Source organism: Erwinia sp. QL-Z3, assembly GCF_004551645.1.
In the GTDB taxonomy this organism is placed as follows: domain Bacteria; phylum Pseudomonadota; class Gammaproteobacteria; order Enterobacterales; family Enterobacteriaceae; genus Erwinia; species Erwinia billingiae.
Genome location: NZ_CP037949.1, coordinates 101,105 through 124,485, shown reverse-complemented (window position 1 = coordinate 124,485; position 23,381 = coordinate 101,105). Strand labels below are relative to the sequence as shown.

Here is a 23,381-nt window from a genome sequence, read left to right as displayed (position 1 = left end):
CAGAAGTATGCGTGGCGGTCTGTTAGCTAGCATGTAAAGTCAGTGGATCCCTGCGTACGGCTCAGCCTGTCCAGAAAGGTGGGAATGATCAGTTCGTTGACGACCGCGCCAAGACGCTCAAGATTTACCCTATCCGTCCTTCTGGACTGCTCATGAAGTCAGAATGTCAGTGAGCCCCGATTGGCGGAAGCTTTGTTACAGGGGCGCTGATGATTTTAAATTAATGATTTGAAAACAGATACTGCAACAGGTTTCCGAATGGGGTGTTCTGCCCCTGATAGCGGCACAAGGTTTGAATTATTCAATAAGCGACACATATGCCAGGCATTTGGCTTTATAAGGCCACCGCAGCAGAAAAGGGAAACCTGACAGGAATGAATTCCAATGCATGTTAACGTTTGCAAACAATAATCAACTGCAACTATCACAGCGATACATAATGCAGTCAGCGAAAATGCCGATAACCGGAGAAATCACTTCATACGGTATATCTCATGCGTCTGCATTCGCTATCAAACTTGTTTCACTTCCAACGTAGGCGCTCCTCCGCTTCTTTCAGTGCACTTGAGCAGACTATGGCCGTCATTGAGTTCAGCCCTTCCGGAGTAATACAGAGGGCCAGCCCGCGTTTTCTGGAGACTATGGGATACCGGTCTGACGAAATAACCGGGCAGCATCACAGTATGTTTTGCCCGGCTTCGCTGGTCAGCACATCTGAATACGCTCACTTCTGGCAGCGTCTTGCCAGGGGGGAGAGCTTCAGTGGAAAATATCTGAGATTTGCTAAGGGTGAACGCCCTGTATGGCTTGAGGCAAGCTATATTGCGGTCCCTGATCGGCGCGGCAGGGTGTTCAGAATCATTAAAATAGCCGCCGACATCTCTGAGCGTATGCAGTCAGCGCTCGAACAAGAATCTGTCGTGAATGCCATCAACCGGTCTATGGCTGTCATATCATTCGATCCTGCCGGGCACGTGCTGGATGTAAATGATAATTTTCTAAGTTCCACCGGATACCGGCGGGATGAAGTCTTGGGTCAGCATCACCGTATGTTTTGCGCCGAAGCGCTTTACAGAAGCGAGGACTACCGCCGGTTCTGGCAAAAGTTGAATCAGGGAGAGTTTTTTTCCGGTCAGTTCCCGCGACTAAACCGACAAGGCGAGCCTTTGTGGCTGCGGGCGACCTATAATCCTGTTTTCGATGCTGACGGGCAGCTGTATAAAATTGTGAAGTTTGCGTCAGACGTTACGGAGCAGGTTCATCGTAATCAGAGGGAACGGGATGCTGCTTCACACGCATGGGATATGGCGGTTCAGACCCGGAGTAGTGCACAGGCCGGTGCAGCTGTTGTCGAGAGCAGCATCAGTATGATTGACCGAATTGCACAGGGAATGACTGCTGTCTCTGCGGATGTAGCAAGGCTGAACAGTCAGTCTGACAGCATCGACGGCATGGTCGGAACCATCAGAAGCTTTGCTATGCAGACAAGGCTCATCGCACTAAATGCAGCAATTGAAGCCGCAAGGGCGGGCGCATCAGGCAGAAGCTTTGCCGTTGTAGCCGCAGAAGTCCGCAATCTTGCGGCGAACGTCAGTGGTACCACAGAAGAAATTGAGCGGGTCGTGACCGGCAACAGCCATCTGGCCAAAGAGGTACTGAGGGGCATCGGGAACAGCCTCGCGAACACTACGGAGGGGGTTGCTCTTATGCGAGAAGCGGGGGAAGTAATTGCCCGCATCAAGAAAAATTCAGAAGATGTGGAGAGCGCAGTAAAGGATGTTGCCCATTCAGTTAAAGATGATTAAAAACGTACCCGACCTTACATTCAGAATGGTGTCCATGGAATTCCACAGTAGAATATTACGGGTGCGCCAGGGAACAGGGGCGGGTAAGATGCCAGCCGGCCACATTTTAAAATTTATACCAGAATAATATTTCTGCATCCAGCAAGCCGTTAACCATGGGCAGAGTTATTTTTTTTCATCCGAACGCGCACTCCCGGCCACGGTATTTGCGCAAACGGTGCGGCCGGGTCCGCGGAGAAAATCATGTACAGGGCAACTGCACTGACGTTACTAAAGTACAAGCGCTGGGTAGATGCCAGGATGCTTAGCGCAATAGCGGCAACGGATGCCCTTAAACACCCTCGAAACATGCAGAAAATGCTCAGGCTCATGAACCACGTTCACGTTGGCGATATGGTGGTACGCGCAAATCTCACTGGCGAAATACACGCTTACCGCACCCTGAATCCGCGCCGGACGCCTGACATCAGCTCCCTTCAGCTGTCCATGCTGGCATGCAGCAACTGGTATGTTGAACACGTCGCTGCTATGGTACCGGTTGATTATGACACGGTGATTACTTACCGGCGCATAGATGGAAAAATGGCGCAACTGACCACTCTGTGCCTGATAGAACAAGTGTTATTACAGGGGACCCGCCATCGGGCTGAAGTCAGCTGGCTGATTAGCTCCTGTGGAGGCGTGGCACCGGATGAGGGGCTGATGCGGTTTATGCGGCCCCCTCCCCGCACCTGGGTAAAGGAGGCACGGTGAGGCTTTTTCAGCGGAAAAGTCTGACTGGCAGACGGAAAAACCATCTGATGGCGCAGATACGGCTGCCTGTGCAAGCCCAAATTTTTTAGCTCAGTGTCACCGTATCTCGTTGTAAGTAGCAGACGGCTCACTTTATATATGTAAGTATCGCCTGCTGTCTGTCAGTAGGGTCAGCGCCGGGGTACAGAAGCGATAACGTGGCAGCAGGAGGTAGCTGCAATTAATCGCTCATGGAGAGCGCATGTATGAAATTCGCCACGCCTGGCAGAAATCGGGCTTGTACAGAGGAGGTCAAGGATGGCGCTATGCCCGGCCCCTCCCTGAGTTGATGCATGCGTTATTCTGGCTGTACCTCCCGCGTTCATTCATCACCTCTTTGTATCAATAAATATTGTGTACTTAAAATGCCAAGGCTGGCTTGTCTGTCCTTATTCACCCTCTTCCGAAAAAAGTATATTGCCTTCCTGTATGATTATTTTCCTGACGTTAATCATACAGGAAGGCGCTCCGCTGTAAGCCATATGTTAATTACTGTCCAGTTCGCTGTTGTCCCTGAGTCAACAGTTCAGGGGGACTTCTCGTGGATTTTTTACAGTTAATGATTTATACTTATCAGCCATAATGTAAAATAATGGTGATGTTGGATAGGTTATATTATCACATATCCGCGCGGAAATTAAAAAACACTATTTTTATAGAAATGACACCTTTGATTAGTCAGGATGATATCTGAATGAAGTTTTATGGCATAGACTATCTGCAAACGCAGTCTAATATAAATGATTTTTTAAAGTACATTATTATATTTAGTGCGTTATTTGTTTTGATTGTCGTTTTCAGTCTTTATATGCGCCATCGCTTACAGACTAAATATCGGGATTTGACGATCATAGCTTTTTTGTTTTTACTATTTATTTCCGGTGTGCAATATGCAGATTATACTAACAGCCAGAACATACACTCTCAATCCTCTCAGATGGTTAATTTTGTGAGGTTATTATCAAAGAGGGAGGGTGTAAGCGTAAAATCTATTTTTTCCAGCTCCGTGCAACTATCGGATGGTGTAATAGTAAAAATTAATGACTATTATTACCGTGTAAACCTAAGTCCTGATCAAAACACCTACAGCCTGGCAAAGGTTGGGCTGATAAGTACCGAAATAGTAACCATAAAAAACTGAAGGGTGAAATGATTATTTATATACCTATTATTATAAAGCTAGGGCTGGGAATAGTTTGTTTGATTGTGCAAATAAATCTCATGGGGAAAGGGAATCTTGCTCCCTCATCTGCAATGGATCAGGTTCAGAACTATGTTCTGGGTGGGATTATTGGAGGCGTAATATACAATGAGTCGATTACAGTACTTCAGTTTGTGCTGGTGTTGATTATCTGGACATTACTTGTTTTTATTCTCAAGTTTTTAAAAGAGAACAATCGATTAGTTAAAAGGATTATTGACGGAAAACCTATTACCCTGGTACATAATGGTACGGTAAATGTTAGAGAGTGTTTAAGAAATGGTGTTTCTGCGAACGACCTGATGTTTAAATTAAGAGCCAATGGTATTTATGAGGTGGAACAACTAAAACGCGTCGTTCTTGAGCAAAATGGGCAGTTAACTATTATTCAGAGTGGCGATGAAAATATTCGATATCCAATTATCGTGGATGGGTTGGCTAACCATGACCTGCTTGAGATTATCAGCAAAGACAGTGAGTGGCTGGAAAGTAAAATAGCGGAGCAAGGCTTTGCTAAAATTAGCGATATATATCTTGGTGAATATTTGTCTGGGCGGATAAATTTATATGCATATGATAATAAAGACTGATCTTTGCCTTGCAGCATAGGAATAACTGACAATGTAAACATACTGGGTATCTGAAATTAATCCGGTGCGGAAATTTCAGATCTACCACTACAGTGCACTGTAAAATGATGATGCTGGCATTGACGCTCACTTCTGATTTATTCTACAAAGCACATTCTGTGCCGCAACAAGCTCCTGAATCTTCATCCTCGGAATTGACAGGCAATGGTCTACCTGGTTATCAGCGTTTCGTTTATCCAGGGGGTAACATTAATCAGAAGTGGGGGCCATTTATATCATTAAACCGACGTCATACGGCAGTTTTTCCGGGCGTACTCAAGGGTATAGTGCCCGGTCCCCTTTCCACTCCATCCTTCGGGTGCCCGTGCGCATCCCGCCCTGTGCCCTCTGGGCTGCTTTGTGCTTCCGTTTGATGATATATATCACTAATATGGTAAATAATGCACTACCTCTGAGCAGATTGTTCAATCCACTTTTCAACCACGTGCCTACAAACTGCAATTAACTTTTTGTAACCTTTTCGTAAACTGTCGCAATATTGTAAATGCTTAAATATGTCATTCATCAATTAACAAACGGCAATAAAAACCTTTCGTTAAAGGAAGCCGAAATGTAATTACAGTGAAAAATCTTTAAATCTGTCTGCCCGCAAAAGACCTTGTACATTCCTCCTCCGTGGCCCCAGCCGTATTCCGAGGTTTCAAACCCGGCCTTATGTGCCGTCATGCATTTCGCAAAGCGGCAACATGACGGGCGAAATGCTTTTTAACCCCGGCACATCTGATATTGATGGAGGCCCCGCCATCCTTATCAATGAAGATAGGCTCACCCTCTTCTTTAGCTTCCAGAATATCCTGTTGTGACATCATTGTAAGCAGCCCTTCAGGACTGCTTACAATGATGTCAGAGAAAACGAAACCTTCAATCATCTCTTTAAATGACGGCCCGGCATCCAGGCCGTGATTAACGACTTTTCATGCTGTCATTTTTTTGGCTTACGGGCTGAGGCAGTTTCATTTTCGATAGGCGGAACGGCCCCGATATCGGTCCCCGTTACCGGATTAACCAACGGGTCGGAAGCTGTACGAGCGGCGAGTGCATCAAGAGCGGCCTGCTGCTGTGCAGACAGCTGAACGCTGGCCGTACCGTCTCCTCCATCAACGGCAGGTGTCGGGTTGGTAACATAGTCAAAGTTCTCGTCAGAATTCCAGCTGCCCCTCACTTCCCCGCCTTGGGACATGTCGTAATACACGCTGGCATATTTCTCGATAGGTGGAAGTTTACCCGGTGGGAAGTTGTTCTGAATGGAATATAGCGCTTTTTCAAACGATATCTGGTGTGAGACTTCACGCGTCATCAGGAATCCAAGCGCATCCTTGACGCCCGGATCGTCCGTTAGGTTTATCAGGCGTTCATAAAGTATCTTTGCCCGCGCCTCGGCGGCAATATTGGAGCGAAGGTCCGCGGTAACTTCGCCAATCGTGTCGATGTATGCTGCCGTCCAGGGAACGCCTGCTGAATTGGTTAGAGCAGGTCCACCGCCATAAAGCAGTGACGTCAGGTGACTGTCATTGCCATTGCCTGTAATGGAACGATAGAGGTCTCCTTCCTTTTCGGTAGCTTCAGCTAGTTCACCCTTAACGCCTTTATTCAGCATTCCCACAAGAGAACCGATTATCTCAAGGTGACTTAGCTCTTCGGTGGCAATATCCATCAGCATGTCTTTGCGCCCCGGATCTTCATCACCGAGTCCCTGAGTGAAATAACGGCATGCTGCTGCCAGCTCGCCCTGAGGACCACCAAACTGTTCAAGTAGTAGATTAGCCAGACCCGGATTGGGGCCTGCCACACGAACAGTATACTGCAGTTGCTTCACATGTCTGAACATAGCTCACTCCATATATATGCAATGTAGTTGAAAGAAATGCTGAGCTGCCTAAGATATGTTTAATTATTTTTTAGCCTTGACACCCGGCGCTTCGGATCTGATCATAAACTGCACGGTCACGTCAGGGAGATGAGTCAAGCACCAGTCGGCCATGGCCAGCTCCTGCTCGCGTATCTGCTCAAAGATACGCACCCCTCCAAATCACCGACCAGTTCAGCAGCGGCGATTAACGAGGTGTAACTGGCAATCTCCAAGTTCTCAAATACATACCCGCTGATAGCCCCCTTTACTACTTCGTCATCTGCCATCATTCCTCCCATGGCCTGTCCCATGGCAGAGATTTTTCCTAAGGTGTCTTTAAGGGTTGAGCTGGATGTGTCATAGCGATCAATAACTGACTGGACCAGCACCTGTTGTTCACGGGTCTCTTCAATATGCTGTTCGATTCGGGCTTTGAAATCGGGGTAATGCTCAAGGCGGCCGGCCATTTTTTCAAGCATGGATTCAGCCTGCTTCTCCATTGCATGGGCGTCTTTAACCCAACCAATATAGTTATCAACGTGAGCCATAGTATTACCTCATCAGTGCAGCTATCCCGGTTTCGCTGTAAATTTCTAACGTAAAGGATATCGTCTGCAGTACAGATGGCGCGGGAGACTTGACGGGTAAGTCATTCCGGATAAACCAGTAGGTATCAGGACTGCTGCCCGGCAATGACCGTAAGTTTTTCATCCGTAGATTTTTCTTCGTCGAGGGTTTCTCCCAGCAGTCTGGCGGCATTCTTGTATCCCAGTTTCAGGGCAAGAGCCTGCAAGGTACCATAGGCTGCAATTTCGTAATGCTCGACCTTCTGAGCTGCCCCGATAAGGCCTGCATCCCTTACCGGGCCTGCCTCAACAGAATCAATAATTTCCTGTGCTTCCTCGGCAAGTCCCTCCAGTGCATGGCACTTCATACGCTTAATTCGGACTCCTTCGGTAGCTTCTACAAGCTGGTCAAGCCGTTCAATTTGTCCGCGCGTTTCTTCAAGATGTTCATGAAAAGCGGCAACCAGCTTTTCATCAGTAGCAGCTCGAGCCATTTTTGGAAGTGCTCGTGTGATTTGCTTTTCAGCACTGTAAACGTCGGATAAATCATGAATAAATAAATCTTCTAATGTTTTGATAGTCATATTCACTCCAGAAATGAATGGCGCGCATCAGAAATATTTCATGCGCATGGTAAGTGTAGGCTAAAAAAACCACCAAAGCCTCACCAACTTTTTTAAAAAAAGAGAGAGGGAAATAAATTCGCGCATAAAAACCGCTGCAGAAATTTTACTGTAAAATCAACTCTGGGTAGTTATTGCAGGCAACCTGCTTGTAAATACTAAAAAATTAAGCAGGATTCTTCCGGGTGAATGAAATTTGTTTTCAATGTGTTACGACTGTGGTTTGAGTCGTAAAAAATGGAGCAAAGAACATCGTGGGGTTGCGGATAAGTTAAAATGGGGTTATGGGTGTGGGTGATTTAATCCTGTTTTTAAAAGGGTTTTATTAAATAAAAGATATAATATGTCGTATTAGCAAAATTAAGTTTAAAACGGGCATTCTCAGCCAGCATGGATATCTCCTCAGATTCATTATTAAGCTTGCTTCTTACGGGGGGCATGAAAGAATTTAAGGATCGAGAGTTTAAGCATGTATATCGAGGACGTTGAGTAATGATGCCGGTTGAGGAGATGCCATTGCGTCTCATTAATAAGCGCATTGTCCGGTTAAGGCATTTTCGTGGACTTCAGAAAATTATTTAATCTCGTTAACTTATTGATATTAGAATATTTATCGGAAAAAATTACAAGATGAATTCTGCTTTAGCCTTAATTCCTGCGCGGAAGTCCATCGACGTTTTACCCCGATAAATCAGTGAGGTTAAGAGGTAATTTTCCACGGGAAATTTATTTTTAGGGTGTTTCAATCCTGCGCAGAATAAAAATATTTTCAGGGGGCCGGGTTTTTTTAGCCTGTTTCTCAGACGGAGAAGAGGCGACGATTTGGTAACGCGCAAAATTCAAAATCGCCGGGTAAATCCGTTTAAATCCGATGTCGGCATCACATTTTCAGCACTCATTAATTATTCATTCCGTTGCATTTTTGTGACGCCGGCAACAAATAACAGTCTTTTTGGTGATTTTTAATTTTGAGCATCTTTTGATATGGGAGGGTAAGGCAACCCTATTTCTGATCGCACAAGATTAGGTTCTTTGATCTTAGGATGAACACTTTTGGGATTATTCCTAAATGCTAGGTTGGTTGATTTTTTTCTCACATCAATCAAAAAAACTTGTGGCGCTGTATTTAAAAAATTCCAACCTCAAAAATATCAACTTAAGTGCAACGCTGACTCATTGAATCCATTGATATATTTCAAGTGATTTCCTATTACGAGACTCACCAGTTGAATATACTTTCTGATGATATTAGGTTTTACAATCTAAGGATTATTAAAATTTTAAAGAGTGGAATTTATGACTGGTTGCTCTATGTTTTAAATATCATACACATCATTAATGAGATAATTTATGAGTACTCTTAAGGACATCCCCGCAAGTTACAAACACATCGTTTCTGATGCCTATCCCCGGCCACCATTTGAACGCCAGAAACAGCCGTTTCCCGGACTTGCCTGTAACATGGTTCCCCGCCCCGACCATGGTGAAACGTCTTACAAAGGAAGTGGCCGCCTAGAGGGGCGAAAGGCTCTGATTACCGGGGGTGACTCTGGCATTGGCCGCGCGGTGGCAATTGCCTATGCCCGGGAGGGGGCCGACGTAGCCATAAATTATCTGCCAGCAGAAGAAGAAGATGCGCGGGAAGTAATTGAACTTATTATCGCCGCGGGACGTAATGCAGTCGCACTTCCGGGCGATATCCGGGACGAAATATTTTGTCAACAGCTGGTCAAGCAGGCGGCGGAACAACTGGGTGGCCTGGACATCCTCGTCAACAATGCCGGTCGTCAGCAGTTTTGTGAGTCGATAAGAGACCTTACGACGGAGAATTTTGATGCCACATTCAAAACCAACGTATATGCCATGTTCTGGATTACGAAAGCTGCGCTGGATTATCTTCCCCACGGCGCCTCAATTATCAATACGTCTTCTGTTCAGGCATACCAGCCCAGCCAGACCCTTCTTGATTACTCGCAGACCAAAGCGGCCATTGCGGCCTTCACAAAATCGCTGGCTCAGCAACTTGCCCCCGAATGTATCCGGGTGAATGCTGTGGCGCCGGGACCTTACTGGACGGTGCTGCAGGCCTGTGGAGGCCAGCCTCAGGAAAAGCTGGAGCAGTTTGGAGCCTCTGCCCCGCTGGGCCGCCCGGGCCAGCCAGCCGAGATTGCCGCGCTGTATGTCACGCTCGCTTCAGATGATAACAGCTATTCATCAGGCCAGGTCTGGTGTTCGGATGGAGGTACCGGCACGCTTTAAACTTCCTGACAGCACCAGACACTTCCGGAACTTCCTGTTGGAGGTTCCGGACCTTCTCGTGTGGCGCGCTGTGCGCTTGTTTTATGAAGAGTAATCCCAGTAAGGAATTTGCGATGAAAGCCCTCACCTACCATGGCCCACATAAAGTCAGCGTAGACACAATACCCGACCCGGAGATTATTGCGTCTGATGACATCATTCTTCGCGTTACGGCAACCGCCATCTGCGGATCAGATCTCCACCTGTATCGAGGCAAAATTCCGGGAACCGGTCATGGCGATATCTTTGGCCATGAATTTATGGGCGAAGTGGTCGACACTGGAAAAGATGTGTTTACCGTACAAAAGGGGGACCGGGTGGTGATCCCGTTCGTCATTGCCTGTGGCGACTGTTTTTTCTGTCATCTGAGTCAGTTTGCCGCCTGTGAAAATACAAACACCGGCAAAGGCGCGGCTCTAAACCGAAAGGCCATCACTCCCCCCGCCGCGCTTTTTGGATACAGCAAGCTTTATGGCGGGATCCCGGGCGGGCAGGCTGAGTATGTGCGTGTGCCAAAAGCCAATACGGGGCCTTTTAAAGTCCCTGACATCCTGACAGATGAAAAAGTCCTGTTCCTCTCAGACATTCTGCCTACTGCATGGCAGGCCGTTAAAAACGCTGAGCTTCATCCTGGCTCAAGCGTGGCCATATTCGGCGCCGGACCGGTGGGATTACTCAGTGCTGCCTGCGCAAGACTCGCCGGTGCAGAAAAGATATTCATGATTGATCATAACAATTACCGGCTGGCCTTTGCCCGTGAGCGGTACGGTGTCATACCCGTCAATTTTGATGAAAACGACGATCCGGCTGCCTGGATAATCGACAACACTGCAGGCAATCGTGGCGTTGATGCGGTCATTGATGCCGTCGGATTCGAAGCTAAGGGCAGCCTGACCGAAACGGTGTTAAGCACACTGAAAATTGAAGGCAGCAGCGGTAAGGTCTTACGCCAGTGCATTGCGGCTGTACGACGGGGCGGCATCGTCAGCGTACCCGGCGTTTACGCCGGTTTCATCCACGGTTTTTTGTTTGGTGATGCGTTTGATAAAGGGCTGACCTTCAAAATGGGTCAGACTCACGTGCATGCTTTTTTGCCTGAACTGCTGGATCTGATTGAAAAAGGTCATCTCACGCCCGAAGAAATTATCACGCATCACTTGCCACTCGAAGACGCAGCCCGCGGTTATGAAATTTTTGAAAAACGTCTGGAGGGATGCCGCAAGGTAATTCTTGTTCCGGGAATGAAGGCCACAGAAGCCACTCTGTAGCAGCCATTGGATAACTCATGAACCGGCCACAGTATTAAAAGGTATTCCTTTGCAGACTCAGGCGCTCAGAAGGATCCGTGTGTACCACTGTTCCTGTAACTAGTAAGGCATCAGCAGTACCAGGCCCCCGACTTATCTTCTGTATTGAAGAGATGTTCTTTAAGGAACGAGGTTTCCGTCGAGACGACCGGGCACTGCATTACCCGATCCGCTATGCATTTTAACGGGTCAGATCCTTGCCTTTCAGTCTGACACATTATCTGCCCCCGCACTTTTATGCGGGACGCCTTACCCGGCAAAGGTGGTTCGTATATCAGCTCGATTTTCCTGACGTCCTGCACCCTTATCGAGTGCTTCACGTCCCATTGTGGAAGAAGAGGTATCTTATTATGCCGTTTAAAAGCTTCTGGCAGGCGGGCTACGAGGGTGCCGATCACATCAATCCCTTTGGACAGAGGCTGTCAATGAATGACATCAACGGACATCAGGAACGCGCCCTGGAAGATTATGCTTTATTAAAAAATTTCGGTATTCGTACCGTACGTGAAAGCGCCGGATGGCGACTGAGCGAAATGGGTCAGACCTATGATTTTTCTGCGGTAATGAGCCGCATGCAGGCGGCACGTGAGAATGACATCCAGATTTCCTGGACACTGTGCCATTACGGCTGGCCTGAAGACATCAGCCTTTTTTCACCGGACTTTGTTCCGCGGTTTTCGGCCTTCTGTGGAGAGATAGCAAGGCTTCTTGCGCCACATTATTCAGAGCCGCCCATCTACTCTCCCATTAATGAGATTTCATTTCTCAGTTGGGGAATATCAGTCGGCCTGTTCCACTGCCCGGATGGTCCGCAAGAAGAGCGGGCGCTGGCGGCTAAAAGACAGCTGGTCCGTGCAACTCTGGCGGGCTGCGACGCTATCCGTATGGCCGACCCCAGGGCTAGGTTTCTTCACTGCGATCCGCTGATCCACGTCACGGCAGAACTGGACAGCGAGGAATGCAGGCAGGCTGCTGACAATATAAACGCGTCGCAGTATCAAGCCTGGGACATGATTGCCGGCAAATGTGAACCCGAACTGGGCGGCGCGCAACACTATCTTGATCTGCCGGGCATTAATTATTACCACGACAATCAGTGGGAGGCCTTCTCTAAACGCCGGCTTTACTGGCACTTGGGTGACCCCCGGCGTAAGCCCTTGCATGAAATGATGCTGGCAGTGTACCAACGATATCAGCGTCCGCTGCTGCTGGCCGAAACCAGCCATGTGGGAAGCGGACGGGGAGCGTGGATACAGCAGATAGCTGCTCAGGTGGCGCAGGCTCAACTTGCCGGTGCTCACATTCTGGGTATTTGTCTCTACCCCGTCATTGACCGGCCGCTGTGGGAGGACACCACCTGCTGGACTCGCAGTGGGTTGTGGGACCTTGCGCACGGAAGCAGTTCTGCGCCTTTATCTCGTCGCTTACAGCAGCCCTATGCGCACGCTGTATATCTGGCCCAGCAAAGCCTGTGTCAGTTTCAGTCCGTTAACTCACCGGCAGGGAAGCTGAAGGAGAGCAAAATGAATTTACCTACTCTGCTGGTATTCAGTCATCTTCGCTGGGGATTTGTTTTCCAGCGTCCACAGCATCTTCTCACCCGGCTGGCCCGGCATTATACCGTACTCTTCATCGAAGAACCGGTGTACGAGCCAGGGGATGACGGAATACGTCGAACCTTTCCCGCACCGAACGTCAGTGTTATTCAGCCTCATACGGGCGTTGATGCTCCCGGTTTTCATGACCGGCAAATCGCCTCCCTACAGCTGCTTCTGTCCACGCTGATTGGGGATGATGAGCGACCTATCGCCTGGTTCTATACGCCCATGGCGCTGCCCCTGCTGAGCGCATTTAACGTTGCTGCAATCATTTATGACTGCATGGACGAACTCTCGGCTTTCGCGCAGGCCCCCCGTCAGCTCAGGCAACGTGAGTCCGCCCTGATGGCGCGCGCAGACCTGGTTTTTACGGGTGGAACCAGTCTTTATGAGGCAAAAAAAGGCAGGCATCCGCACGTTTTCTGTTTCCCCAGCAGCGTGGATGCGGTGCATTTTGAACAGGCGCTCGATCGCAGTAATGGCCATCCACTGCAAAACGACCTGCCACCATTTCGGCTGGGCTATTACGGCGTGATTGATGAGCGTCTGGATTTTTCGCTGATTCTGGCTCTTGCGGAGAGTCATCCGGAATGGCAAATCATCATGGTGGGCCCGGTCGTGAAAATCGATCCGGCGATCCTTCCCCGTCGTGGAAATATCCACTGGTTTGGCCAGCAGTCCTATCAGGCACTCCCACAGTTTCTTGCCGGTTGGAACGTGTGTCTGATGCCTTTCGCATTGAATGCATCAACGCGCTACATCAGCCCCACCAAAGCGCTAGAGTATATGGCCGCGCACCTGCCCATTGTCAGCACAGCGATTTCTGACACGGAGCGTCATTTCGGTGGGCTTATCAGCATCGCACGGGATACCTCTGAGTTTATTGCTCACTGTGAGTCAGCGATGAACATGACTGATGAAAACCGCGTATTAATGTCTGCACGGATGCAGGCAGCCGTGGCAGGCACCTCATGGGATAAAACGGCTGAGCAGATGTTCACGCTGATAAAGCAGGCGTTGGCACGTGAAGAATCGTCTTCACTACCCACATCCGAAATACCGACTCTACTGTCGTCGGTAGCCGGGCACAGCATTCCACCAGATAACACCGAGGCAGTACCCTGTCTGATTATTGGCGCCGGTCCAACCGGGCTGAGTGCAGGTTATCATTATGGAGAAGGGGCGGTAGTTTTGGAAAAAAATGCCTCGCCCGGAGGCTGGTGCCGTTCGGTTGAACAACACGGATTTACCTTCGATTATGCCGGGCACATCATGTTCTCAAATGATCCGTATGTCCTGAGTCTCTATGACATGCTGTTGGGTGAAAATGTGCACTGGCAGGAACGCGAAGCTTGGGTGTATAGCGACGGAGTGTATACCCGTTATCCGTTCCAGTCGGCACTCCATGGTTTACCCCCTGAAGTGATCAAAGAGTGCCTCATGGGTGCAATTGAGGCGCGTTATGCTGAAACAGGTGATGGGAGCACGCTGGCCATCGCGTACACCCGCACGTCGGGATGTGAGGATAAGGTGCTTGAGGAAGACCGTGACTGTTGTGCAGACGGTGTGGTTGCAGAAGGATTATATGCATCAGAGTCCGGCAATAAAACGGAGAACTTTGAGCATTTCATACTGCGTACCTGGGGAAAAGGGATTGCTACGCATTTCGCGTTACCCTATAACAAAAAACTGTGGAAAGTACCTCTTTCTGAAATGGAAACATCCTGGTTAGGTGGACGCGTGCCGCTTCCCGATCTCGCTCAGATTATTGCCGGCGCGCTGGAGCCACTGGCCAAACCCGTAGGTCCCAATGCCCGGTTCGGTTATCCCTTGCGCGGAGGGTTTCAGGCGCTTATCGAAGGATTCTTGCCGCACCTTAAATGCCGGCTGCGAACGCAAACTGCACTGACGAAAATAATTCCACAGTCACATATTGCCGTTATGTCTGACGGGAAGCATTACAGATATGACCAGCTGATCAGTACCATGCCTTTACCGGAACTGATTATGCTAATGGAAACCAACGTTCCATCCCGCGTGATAACCGCAGCTAAAGCGCTTCGACATGTTTCGGTCCGTTGTGTAAATCTTGGCATAGGTCGGGCGAATATAAGTGATAAACACTGGGTTTATTATGCGGGTGATACCCTTTTTCACCGAATTTTCCTGCAGGGTAACGCCAGCCCATTCTGCAGTCCGTCTGGCGGATTCGGCCTGACCTGTGAAATAACCTATTCGGATGATCACCCCTTACCTCTTGATGACACCGCACTCACAGCCCGATGCGTGGCGGACTGCATCCGGGTCGGCATCATTCGGGCCGAAGATGAAATACTGATGGCCAGCCATGCCGATATGCCTTATGCCTACGTCGTTTATGACCATCATCGTGAGAAGAATGTGGAGATAATCAGACAATGGCTGCTCACTCAGGATATTCATCTGTCGGGGCGTTATAGTGAATGGGAGTATTACAATTCAGATCATGCTTTTCTGGCGGGAAAACGTGCAGCTGAGTATGTGAAAGATATAAAGCAGATGAAGGAGGCGGGAAGTTAAAAGCAGATCTGTCAGTCATATATTTACCAGAGTTATACAATACTGAACGGTAATTTGAGGTGTTTTTATCTCAATCTGATGCAATTTATACAGAATATTAATTTGAAGGCGCAGGGGCCTAACAGCCCCTGTTATAAAAAATACTTTACCACGATGCCGGAGTGTCTTAAGCGACACTCTATCAAACCCTGTATGAACGCTTCAGTCTGTTCGATTGTGCATAACTGGCGAAGTTCGCTGGTCTGACAGTCGTTGTGGGCAACGACCCCTTATCTTCGTCGGTTCACCCTGGCGTCCTGAGAGACACAGTTGTCGCACTTCTGATCCATCAGGCTGGGCCTGCTGGTACAGCCATGATAGTCATTGTCCGGCTGCTGATGCGCATTTATCGGGCCGCATCATTGAGCCGGCACCAGATGCCGCATCTGGTAGCTGCTGCCCCATGAAGGCGCTTCATTGTTAATCACAAGTGCGTGCACCGCCTTTGTCATCTGAGCGGGCTGGGTGCAAAACGCAAACGACATTGTAAAGGGCTGGCAACAGAACGTCTGCTGCTCCGTCGGCGGCGCCCAATCTGACCTTACCAATGGATTACCTTCATGAACGCACTGGTCACCGGTCGCAGGATTAAGTGCCTGACCTGCGTGAATGACTTATCGAAGGAATGCCCGACGACCACCGTGGCCTTTGCGAATTCAGGCATGCAGGTCACGCGTATTCTGGACAGCATAGCGCTGTCTCAAAGCTATCAGAATGAAATAAGAGCTGGCCAGGGCCGGGTATATCTGCAGAGAACTTGACCTCTGGATTTATGAGCATGGCGTGAAGCCGCGGCCTATCCAGCTTGGGAAGCTGACTCAGAAGGGATTTATTAATATTTTTAACGGACGCTTTCGCGATGAATGCCAGAATGAGCACTGGTAAAGCGACGTCAGGTATACCAGCCATCAGAGAATGACGTCAGGCTTATAATGAAGTGCCGCCCGCACTCCACGCTGAATTATCAGACGCAGTCTGAATTTTCCGCGGCTGGAGAAAGAATAAGTCTGATAGTGAAGGCTCCGACATTACTGACCGAGCGCTGTATCTAATCTTGGGGCAAATCAGCGGAAGAGAAGGAGTACAAAACTGATGGTGCAGATTCTGTACAGAAACCAAGCTGGCCGTAAGCAGGTAATCAGTACACGCAGAACAAATATACAGTGAAAGTAAAATTCGGTCATATGAAGTTAACCACGGGGACGCGTGCACGCACACGAACGGTCCACATTATAGGAGGATAAACCGGTCTGAACGCTGTGGAGAAAATGCCAGTTCCATATCGAATGAGCGCTGCAGCTAAACGGTAACCCGACGGTCAGTTAATATACACATTGCGCACGATGGTGCGGACTCGCCCCAGAAGGTTAAGGTCTTTCTGCCGGCACCAGTGAAAAAGCGTTCCCGACCGTTCATCCCCCTCGTCACACACCATCCCCCCTCCCTGGGGGAGGACCGGCGTCTGACGGCCCACGGAAAAGAAATCCCCTAACATCGCGCAGCCCCTGTCGTCGACCTGCCACAGGGCGTGAAGGTGAACATTTCCCCTGGCCTTATCTGAGGAAGTCAGGCCACCACGTGCGCCCCATCAGCGCCATGCCCGTGTTTTCATCCATCACCACCACCTCATAGCGGATGATTTCCCCGCGCAAGTGGAATACAAAAATAAAAAACCAGTCATTCATTCTGATGCTCAGATAATGCCGGACCGCAGAATAGGCAAGGGGCATGCTTAAGCTGCACCCGTGAATGTGGCTAAAATACGGCACTTGCGTGCCGATACCAGGAGTAATCGCATTACCTCCCCCACCGGAATGATTTACCCTGGAAACAACTCAGCAAAGAGAAAAAACTATGGGAACTGCTAAACCCCCCGTTTTTATCCCTGCATCACCGAAATGTCTTGCTGCCAGCCTTCGTGAAATAGCTGACCTGGTCGAAGAAGGCAGCCGTGAAATACGCGAGGCGGAGGTCTACTACGACACAGCGGAGAACGGAGAACACCTCACCCTTTACCGCGTGGTACATGCCCCCGGAAGTGCAGAGAAGTAGAGTTAACACGGATTACCAAGTCCTGATGCAGGGAATTGTTCCGGGGATGCCTGCAGGACTGCATCGTCCTGATGCAAAACCTTTTTTAAGCCCAAATTGAAGGTTTACCCTGCTGTCAGTCTGAGTTGTGCGGTTGAAGCGCCATGCCGACCTCCCTGAATCGGCGGCCCCTGATTTGAACGGTCCGCTGTTTCTTAAGAGGGACACGTCTTCTTTTGAGAGTAATAAACCGCGTGCAATTCATCAAAGCATCAAGAGTCTGTGGTGAGGTTGTCATTAATTCGTGCCAATGGAGGATTTTTCAGTGTTAATTCAAGACGACGAGAAAGCCCACGTCATTATTGGCGAAGCGGCACTCAGACTGGCGCTGGGGGAGAGAGAAATCAGCGTTGCCTCGCTACTGAGCGAGCTGGGCCTCATGGCGAAAGCCGGGGGCAGTCCTGACCGGCTGGCACAGATAGCTGAGGCGCGTCGCTGGCTTAGCAGCTTCAGCTCTCCGGTAGGCGCATGGCGGAAGGTGCCGGACCTGCAGACCCTTGCGGCCCTGAACGAAAAACTGAACTGACAGTTTGATTTGACGCCACTGGACGTAGTCCGGCTTCGGCCGGAAGAAGACGAAGCAAACAACTTTACAGGTTTCTCCAATAAAAAATTCTCTCCTGATATCTGTCAGGAAATACATATCCACTGACGCATATTGTGTAAGCAAGCTGATAGCACATATCAAAATGTGCAGGACAAATGGCATGGATTTGCTAATCCAGCGTCAGTGACTATGGTTACTGTCGCTCAGGCCGGAGCCGGCAGGCCCGTACAGGTCTGACGGCATGTGGACTTTATGGCGGACGGGCGTGGTTCCGGCCCGGGTACGGCAGTCATAAGCCGCTGTCGTCTGCCATGCGCCCGAGCACAATTTCCAGCGCGCTCCGCAGCACGTCCTGCTCCACGACTCTCTCGCTGGTCTCCAGCATCTCTATCAGGCACAAAATGACGGCTTTGTTTGTCACGTAGCCATGGGCAGATACCAGCTGGCAGATGATGCCGCCGATTATCCGCTGTTCTTCCTCAAAGCGTGCGCCTTGGTTGCCGAAATAGTCAGTGATGGCGCCTTCAGCCGTCTGTTGCATGCGTGGATCCTGTTGCCGGCGAGCCGGAAAATGTCTGTATGGTCAGGGGAAGCCATCCGGGGTATGCCCGGCAGGCTCAGTGTTTTTTGCTGTCGCCGGCCGGCCCATCCGCCGCGAGAAACTGCGACATGGTGGCGCCGCCGTTCGCCGCCGCAGGTCCGGTCCGGTCCCTGCGGCGGGATACGTCATTAATAGCGTGCAGGCACGCCTGTTGCCGGGCGGGCTCAACTTCACGCGCCGCCATGTCGGTGAGCTTTTCAGTGAGTGAGGCGCGGTTTAGGGCACCCCCGTCGTGAAGGAGCTTCAGCACGGCCTCACCCAGCATGATGTCGGCGAGCTTTTCTTCTTTACTGCGATTCATAGGTTTTCCTGATAACAAGGCCGCGGGCGCACCCGCGGGCATGAAATTTTTTTGTATGAGAGTCCGTCTCAGGGGGCTGTCCGTTGTATTTTCCAAAAAGTTTCAGGCGGCTTCAGTGTCACCGGGGCACAACACGAAACCGGAAATTTACTGCGGGTCGCGGCCGAACAACAGGCCAATGAGCTGCTGGTAGTGGCGCTCCTCCTCCGCACCGGAAGCGTGCTCGAGACGCTGAAGCAGCCGGGTGCATATGGCCTTGCGGTTGAGGTTTTTTCCGGATGCCAGAATTTCCGCCACGATGCGTCCCAGCGTTTCCTGCTGGGTGGGCAGTGAAGGCCGGCTGAAGTGGTGCGCTATCTGGTCAGCTGTCTGCGGGTGTGACTCGTTTTGACGCATGGCGGGAGACCCTGTCTGGTTAATTAATATTCGTATAGTGTTCATTAAGTTATACAAAAAATAAATTCCTGTACAGGATTGTCTTTAAAAGACCGGTGGGTGTATTTAGCAAAAAGTGCTTATTTTTTAAAATCAGCATATTAGAAGATGCAAACCGATGCGTTAGGTTCGCCCCGAACTGTACATATTTACCGGCCCGCAGCCGTGCAGCCGGGGACTCCGCCGCTGCATACAAAAGGTGTATAATGATTATCCATACACCCGAAGGAGGTCCCTTGAGGGATGAAAACGACAACAACGACGCGCTGCTCGCCATGATTGGCAGGGCGGTGTCCGAGCTCCTTGATTCGGGCCAGTCGCCCCACCGCGAGAATATTGTGACCCGGCTGCAGCTGATGGGTGCCTGGAGCGGAAGCGAATCCGTCAGGACCCTGTGCATCAGGGCCCGCGAGCTTCTCATCACCCGGATCACCCACTGATACGGGAGCCTCGGGTCCCTTGCGCCATACCACCTTTGCACCGGCTTAGGCCGGTCTCAGAAAGACCTGCCGTTCCCTACGTTGCTGATAATGATGTCATCTTCAGCCCCCTGCGGCTGCCCTTCGTCTGCCGCACCCGGCGAGGCGAGCCAGGGAGAACCCTGCTGTGAGAGGCTGCCCGGCTGACGAAAGTCAAAGAGCCAGCGGCATGTGCCTTTGATGGCAGCCAGACGGGCCCCGTCGGGTTCGTGCAAGGACATCGCGTTGAGTTGCCTGATGAGCGTGGGTACGGTGACCTCTTCGTTTCTGAAAATGAGGTTCATGGCTGCTTCGCCTATGATTACGTGCTCTCTGTCTTTCGCGGTGATAGCCAATTTTGTCTCCTGGTATATCAGAAAAATATAATACCACGCAGAAAGTATAATGCATGAGAGACGGTAGTCTAAACCCGTTATGCCATACTGCAAAGCGCAGTGGTCTAGTTAAAATATATGCTACTGATTTAGCGCCTTATTTAAAAGAATGGTAAAGCAAGCTTATATTCATTTTATAAAGTCAGGGGAAACTGAATAGTAGCCATCATGGCAGTGATACAGGCTTGTTACTGGCGGCCTAAAAGTGCCATTTTATGCTTTGGGTTTGGGCTCAACGTTCAGAAATCTACATTAATGTTCCAGAATGACTCGACTTGCCAGGGTCGGATTAAGTGTTGCCATCAGGCTGGAGAGATAAAACTGGTCTGGGGCTACGTCCCTTAAGCATTGCCCCTTCGATGCAAACATCGCTCTCAGAAAGTCGAACCGCTTGATATTGACCGGTTTCGCCTGAAAAATACAGACAGGTACCAGCAGCACCTGCTTCTGACCCACTCCTCATATGTGATATATTTATAATCAGATATAACCGGGGTAAGCCGTGAGTTTAATCCACTTTTGCGGAGATTTTTGAGCCAGATGAGTCAATAATGAAAGGACCATCCCAAGACGGGTTGTTTTTGTGGGGATAAAGGCGTCTTTACCCCTCTGCTGAGGCATAAGACATCTTGTTCATTCCGGCAACCTCCAACAGGAGTTTATGAATGTCGGTTGTAGAACATTTCGTCATGAGCTTTCCAGACAGTCATTTTTAGCTTTTTTGCATGAGATGCTCAACACGATTAGGGTTACGATGATACTACTCTGATTGTTGCCAATGGATAGACTCATTCAAAATAAGACATTAAAAAATATCACAAGATATTTTCAAATAAACAGAATTTTAGCTTCAATATCATACACTTTTTACATACAGGTATCAGAATGAGCTTCAATATACACGATAAACTGATTCATGAATTTGAGTCTCCAAAGGGACTGTTATACAGAATGATTATCATTTATGCATGTACGATGGTTGGGGTGATAATGTTTCTCTCTCTTCTGATGGGGGATCTTTCTAATATTAACTTTTACCTTTTTATTAATTTAATAACAGCATTTGTAACAGTCTGTTTTATAAGGGAATCATTTAATATCCATTCATATGGCCATCACATGATGATATTCAGGTTAAGTCTTTTTTTACTGCTTAATTCTTCACTTTTCTCAATGGCTGGAGGGGTTGGTTTATTAAGCAGGGATGTGGCATCAATGTGCTCTGCGTTGATTTACGCACCAGCGATGATTATCATAATTCGTTCATTTAAAAAATTCATAAATTACGTAAATAAAAACTACCAAGGTGCGGTGAGCCTTTCTCTAACAGATGAGTTAACAGGCTTACCGAACAGAAGACATCTGAACAATAAGCTCAGAGAAATGGAAAACAGGCAGGGTACGGTGTGTATTGCTGATGTAGATCATTTTAAAAAAATAAATGATACTTATGGACATGAAGTTGGTGATAAAGTGCTAAGAAATATCGGACTCAAACTTAGCAGTTTTTCTCAGGACGATGTATTCGTTTCCCGTTCAGGTGGTGAGGAGTTTGTTATATTGATTTTTGACAATGTGAACGCAGGAAATTTCATCAGAAATATGAAGTCATCAATATCTGAAGTGTGCAACGGGAGTGTGGGTATTACTCTGAGTATTGGTGTTGCAATTAAAGGTTCAGAACAGTCATCTTCTTCCGCAATCAGTGCTGCAGATCATGCTCTTTACGGAGCCAAAGAAACCGGTAGAGACACCATCATGTATGCGCAGCGCCCGTAGCTGGCTTTAGAGCCGTATCTATAAGCAGCGGGGCACTATTAGAGGATAATTACTGTGTTTTTTTAAAATATCATTGCCTGTCATTCACGCGCACGTTGTGTATTATTCTGCCTGAATATTTTTTAGATGTGCGTGAATATAATTTTGCACATGACCGGTTATAGTTAATAAGGGAATATCAACTTACCACCTTAACTGAATAGAAACGTACAAGTTAAATATTTCGGATTTTTTTGTGAGGATCAGTTTGTATTTCTATAGTTATTATACTTTACGGGAGAATATTGGCTATCTCGACTTTAGCAGGCCCCAGGCGGTAACGCTAACCCGGGCCGGCGTCCCGTGGTATTTAAAAATATAAAGTAGTTACGCGTTTTTTACCGATATTGCTTTCTCCAGCCCCTTCCTCGGGAAAACCAGCCAACTTTCGTCCATGCCCAGACTCACTCCTCAGGAACGGACGAAAGTAACCCGCACTACTTTTCTGGTAAAGAAAAAACAAATGAAATTGCACCATCTTTATTAGAGCTGTCTGCATGGCAGTTTTCCGCGCCAGGTGACGCAGGCATCACTTCAATGTTCCTTAGGTATATGAAATTACGAACTTTTATACCATAAAAGCCGGAGAGATACTTGGTTAGTATTCAGACTGAGTGTGCAAAAAATCACTCATTCTGCTTTATCAATCATTGTTAGCTCAGATACACTGTATCCAGCTCTCGTGCCAATTCCCTTTGCCACCTCGCCAGCAAAACATGCCAGGCATTAGGGACAGATACAGATCTTTTTTCCTTAACTGACCCACGCGTTAAATCACCGGGACTCAAAATAAAAGGTAAGAAAGCGATCTTAATCCCTTTTCTTTTTTCATGTCGGCATCTTGTTATATGAATATTTTTAAGCCGCTAAAGCAATCCCTGAAAATTAAATTTTAATTAACCATAAGAATTTTATATTACTGTTCTTAGTGATTTAATTATCTAAGCTCATCTGCTATCGATAGCTCCAGTTGCTCTATAGCAAGACGTAGTGGCAGGTATTCGCCGCCGGGTAAAGGGGAAAAAGCACCTTTCATTTTTTTAAGTTCGGCAAGAAGTGCCTGTAACGAAATATCTTCGCCGTGCGATGCCAGCCGCAAGCAGCAGTTTCCTAACAGGCAGCTCGCCATGTGCCAGACGTTATCCCACGCATAATCATCAGTCATAGCCTTCGTCCGTCAGGTTCCCGCGGGGCGGTTTTCAAGCTGTTCAATCGCCAGCTGCAGGGAAAGTGCTCCCAGACTGGTACGGTCATCATCTTCAGCCTGCACAGCTTTAAGTGTGGAAATCAGCAGCTTGCTATCGAGAACCCCACCACCCGCTATCATTCTGAAACAGACACTACCCGCGATATAGCACGCACCGAGCCACAATTCATCGGCGTCATTGTCATCTTCAAAATATTTTTCATCGTCCATCATATCCCCTAAAGGCTCATTGCTCACCGTA

Annotated in this window: 20 protein-coding genes and 2 pseudogenes; 11 read left to right on the top strand and 11 right to left on the bottom strand. The window is 48.6% G+C overall.

Features of this window, described 5'->3' with window-relative positions; translation table 11 throughout:
- Positions 1-494: 494 nt before the first annotated feature.
- The 4 genes from E2F51_RS24230 (at position 495) to E2F51_RS00605 (ending at position 4,388) form a co-directional block, all read left to right on the top strand.
- The gene (locus E2F51_RS24230; protein WP_134822480.1) at positions 495-1,805 is read left to right on the top strand and encodes a PAS domain-containing methyl-accepting chemotaxis protein; all 1,311 of its coding nucleotides are present in this window, start codon (positions 495-497) and stop codon (positions 1,803-1,805) included.
- 243 nt (positions 1,806-2,048) lie between these two features.
- Positions 2,049-2,558: a DinB family protein gene (locus E2F51_RS00615; protein ID WP_134822479.1), complete on the top strand. Its 510-nt coding sequence runs from the start codon at positions 2,049-2,051 to the stop codon at positions 2,556-2,558.
- 733 nt (positions 2,559-3,291) lie between these two features.
- On the top strand, positions 3,292-3,738 hold the full coding sequence (locus E2F51_RS00610) for a DUF3290 domain-containing protein (protein WP_134822478.1): 447 nt from the start codon (positions 3,292-3,294) through the stop codon (positions 3,736-3,738).
- A gap of 8 nt (positions 3,739-3,746) precedes the next feature.
- Entirely contained in the window at positions 3,747-4,388 is a 642-nt protein-coding gene (locus E2F51_RS00605) for a DUF421 domain-containing protein (protein WP_134822477.1), read from the top strand.
- A gap of 722 nt (positions 4,389-5,110) precedes the next feature.
- Here E2F51_RS00605 and E2F51_RS00600 read toward each other — a convergent pair.
- The 4 genes and pseudogenes from E2F51_RS00600 to E2F51_RS00585 all read right to left on the bottom strand — a co-directional run bounded on the left by E2F51_RS00600 (position 5,111) and on the right by E2F51_RS00585 (position 7,447).
- Positions 5,111-5,317, bottom strand: coding sequence for a hypothetical protein (locus E2F51_RS00600; RefSeq protein ID WP_134822476.1), 207 nt, complete (start codon positions 5,315-5,317; stop codon positions 5,111-5,113).
- 53 nt (positions 5,318-5,370) lie between these two features.
- Positions 5,371-6,276 carry a manganese catalase family protein gene (locus E2F51_RS00595; RefSeq protein WP_134822475.1) on the bottom strand — a complete coding sequence of 302 codons (906 nt, stop codon included), beginning with the start codon at positions 6,274-6,276 and terminating at the stop codon, positions 5,371-5,373.
- Positions 6,277-6,339: 63 nt separating this feature from the next.
- Positions 6,340-6,845: pseudogene (locus tag E2F51_RS00590) on the bottom strand (ferritin-like domain-containing protein).
- 125 nt (positions 6,846-6,970) lie between these two features.
- On the bottom strand, positions 6,971-7,447 hold the full coding sequence (locus tag E2F51_RS00585; RefSeq protein ID WP_134822474.1) for a ferritin-like domain-containing protein: 477 nt from the start codon (positions 7,445-7,447) through the stop codon (positions 6,971-6,973).
- 1,389 nt (positions 7,448-8,836) lie between these two features.
- Between E2F51_RS00585 and E2F51_RS00580 the strand changes: the two genes are divergently transcribed.
- The 4 genes and pseudogenes from E2F51_RS00580 to E2F51_RS23995 all read left to right on the top strand — a co-directional run.
- The gene (locus E2F51_RS00580) at positions 8,837-9,745 is read left to right on the top strand and encodes an SDR family oxidoreductase (RefSeq protein ID WP_134822473.1); all 909 of its coding nucleotides are present in this window, start codon (positions 8,837-8,839) and stop codon (positions 9,743-9,745) included.
- 113 nt (positions 9,746-9,858) lie between these two features.
- Complete coding sequence (locus E2F51_RS00575; RefSeq protein WP_134822472.1) at positions 9,859-11,052, top strand: zinc-dependent alcohol dehydrogenase; 1,194 nt, start codon at positions 9,859-9,861, stop codon at positions 11,050-11,052.
- A 386-nt stretch (positions 11,053-11,438) separates the two neighbouring features.
- A complete protein-coding gene (locus tag E2F51_RS00570) occupies positions 11,439-15,248 on the top strand; it encodes an NAD(P)-binding protein (protein WP_134822500.1) in 3,810 nt (1,269 codons plus the stop codon).
- A gap of 298 nt (positions 15,249-15,546) precedes the next feature.
- Positions 15,547-16,380: pseudogene (locus tag E2F51_RS23995) on the top strand (integrase core domain-containing protein); the annotation flags it as partial.
- Positions 16,381-16,840: 460 nt separating this feature from the next.
- Here E2F51_RS23995 and E2F51_RS24185 read toward each other — a convergent pair.
- Entirely contained in the window at positions 16,841-16,972 is a 132-nt protein-coding gene (locus tag E2F51_RS24185) for a hypothetical protein (RefSeq protein ID WP_256372201.1), read from the bottom strand.
- Between the two features lie 671 nt (positions 16,973-17,643).
- On the opposite strand from E2F51_RS24185, the gene E2F51_RS00555 reads away from it, so the two are divergent.
- On the top strand, positions 17,644-17,904 hold the full coding sequence (locus tag E2F51_RS00555; RefSeq protein WP_134822469.1) for a hypothetical protein: 261 nt from the start codon (positions 17,644-17,646) through the stop codon (positions 17,902-17,904).
- Positions 17,905-18,214: 310 nt separating this feature from the next.
- On the opposite strand, the gene E2F51_RS00550 is transcribed toward E2F51_RS00555, so the two are convergent.
- The 3 genes from E2F51_RS00550 to ycgZ all read right to left on the bottom strand — a co-directional run bounded on the left by E2F51_RS00550 (position 18,215) and on the right by ycgZ (position 19,223).
- Complete coding sequence (locus E2F51_RS00550) at positions 18,215-18,466, bottom strand: biofilm development regulator YmgB/AriR family protein (protein WP_134822468.1); 252 nt, start codon at positions 18,464-18,466, stop codon at positions 18,215-18,217.
- 76 nt (positions 18,467-18,542) lie between these two features.
- The gene (locus E2F51_RS00545) at positions 18,543-18,827 is read right to left on the bottom strand and encodes a hypothetical protein (RefSeq protein ID WP_134822467.1); all 285 of its coding nucleotides are present in this window, start codon (positions 18,825-18,827) and stop codon (positions 18,543-18,545) included.
- A 147-nt stretch (positions 18,828-18,974) separates the two neighbouring features.
- On the bottom strand, positions 18,975-19,223 hold the full coding sequence (gene ycgZ / locus E2F51_RS00540; RefSeq protein WP_134822466.1) for a regulatory protein YcgZ: 249 nt from the start codon (positions 19,221-19,223) through the stop codon (positions 18,975-18,977).
- Between the two features lie 275 nt (positions 19,224-19,498).
- On the opposite strand from ycgZ, the gene E2F51_RS00530 reads away from it, so the two are divergent.
- Complete coding sequence (locus E2F51_RS00530; protein WP_134822464.1) at positions 19,499-19,702, top strand: hypothetical protein; 204 nt, start codon at positions 19,499-19,501, stop codon at positions 19,700-19,702.
- A 56-nt stretch (positions 19,703-19,758) separates the two neighbouring features.
- Here E2F51_RS00530 and E2F51_RS00525 read toward each other — a convergent pair whose 3' ends face one another.
- The gene (locus E2F51_RS00525) at positions 19,759-20,076 is read right to left on the bottom strand and encodes a hypothetical protein (protein ID WP_134822463.1); all 318 of its coding nucleotides are present in this window, start codon (positions 20,074-20,076) and stop codon (positions 19,759-19,761) included.
- Between the two features lie 924 nt (positions 20,077-21,000).
- On the opposite strand from E2F51_RS00525, the gene E2F51_RS00520 reads away from it, so the two are divergent.
- Positions 21,001-21,894: a GGDEF domain-containing protein gene (locus tag E2F51_RS00520; RefSeq protein WP_134822462.1), complete on the top strand. Its 894-nt coding sequence runs from the start codon at positions 21,001-21,003 to the stop codon at positions 21,892-21,894.
- A 976-nt stretch (positions 21,895-22,870) separates the two neighbouring features.
- Here E2F51_RS00520 and E2F51_RS00515 read toward each other — a convergent pair.
- Both E2F51_RS00515 and E2F51_RS00510 read right to left on the bottom strand, forming a co-directional pair.
- Positions 22,871-23,098, bottom strand: a complete 228-nt coding sequence (locus E2F51_RS00515) for a hypothetical protein (RefSeq protein WP_134822461.1) — start codon at positions 23,096-23,098, stop codon at positions 22,871-22,873.
- A 12-nt stretch (positions 23,099-23,110) separates the two neighbouring features.
- Entirely contained in the window at positions 23,111-23,353 is a 243-nt protein-coding gene (locus tag E2F51_RS00510) for a hypothetical protein (RefSeq protein ID WP_134822460.1), read from the bottom strand.
- Positions 23,354-23,381: the final 28 nt, after the last annotated feature.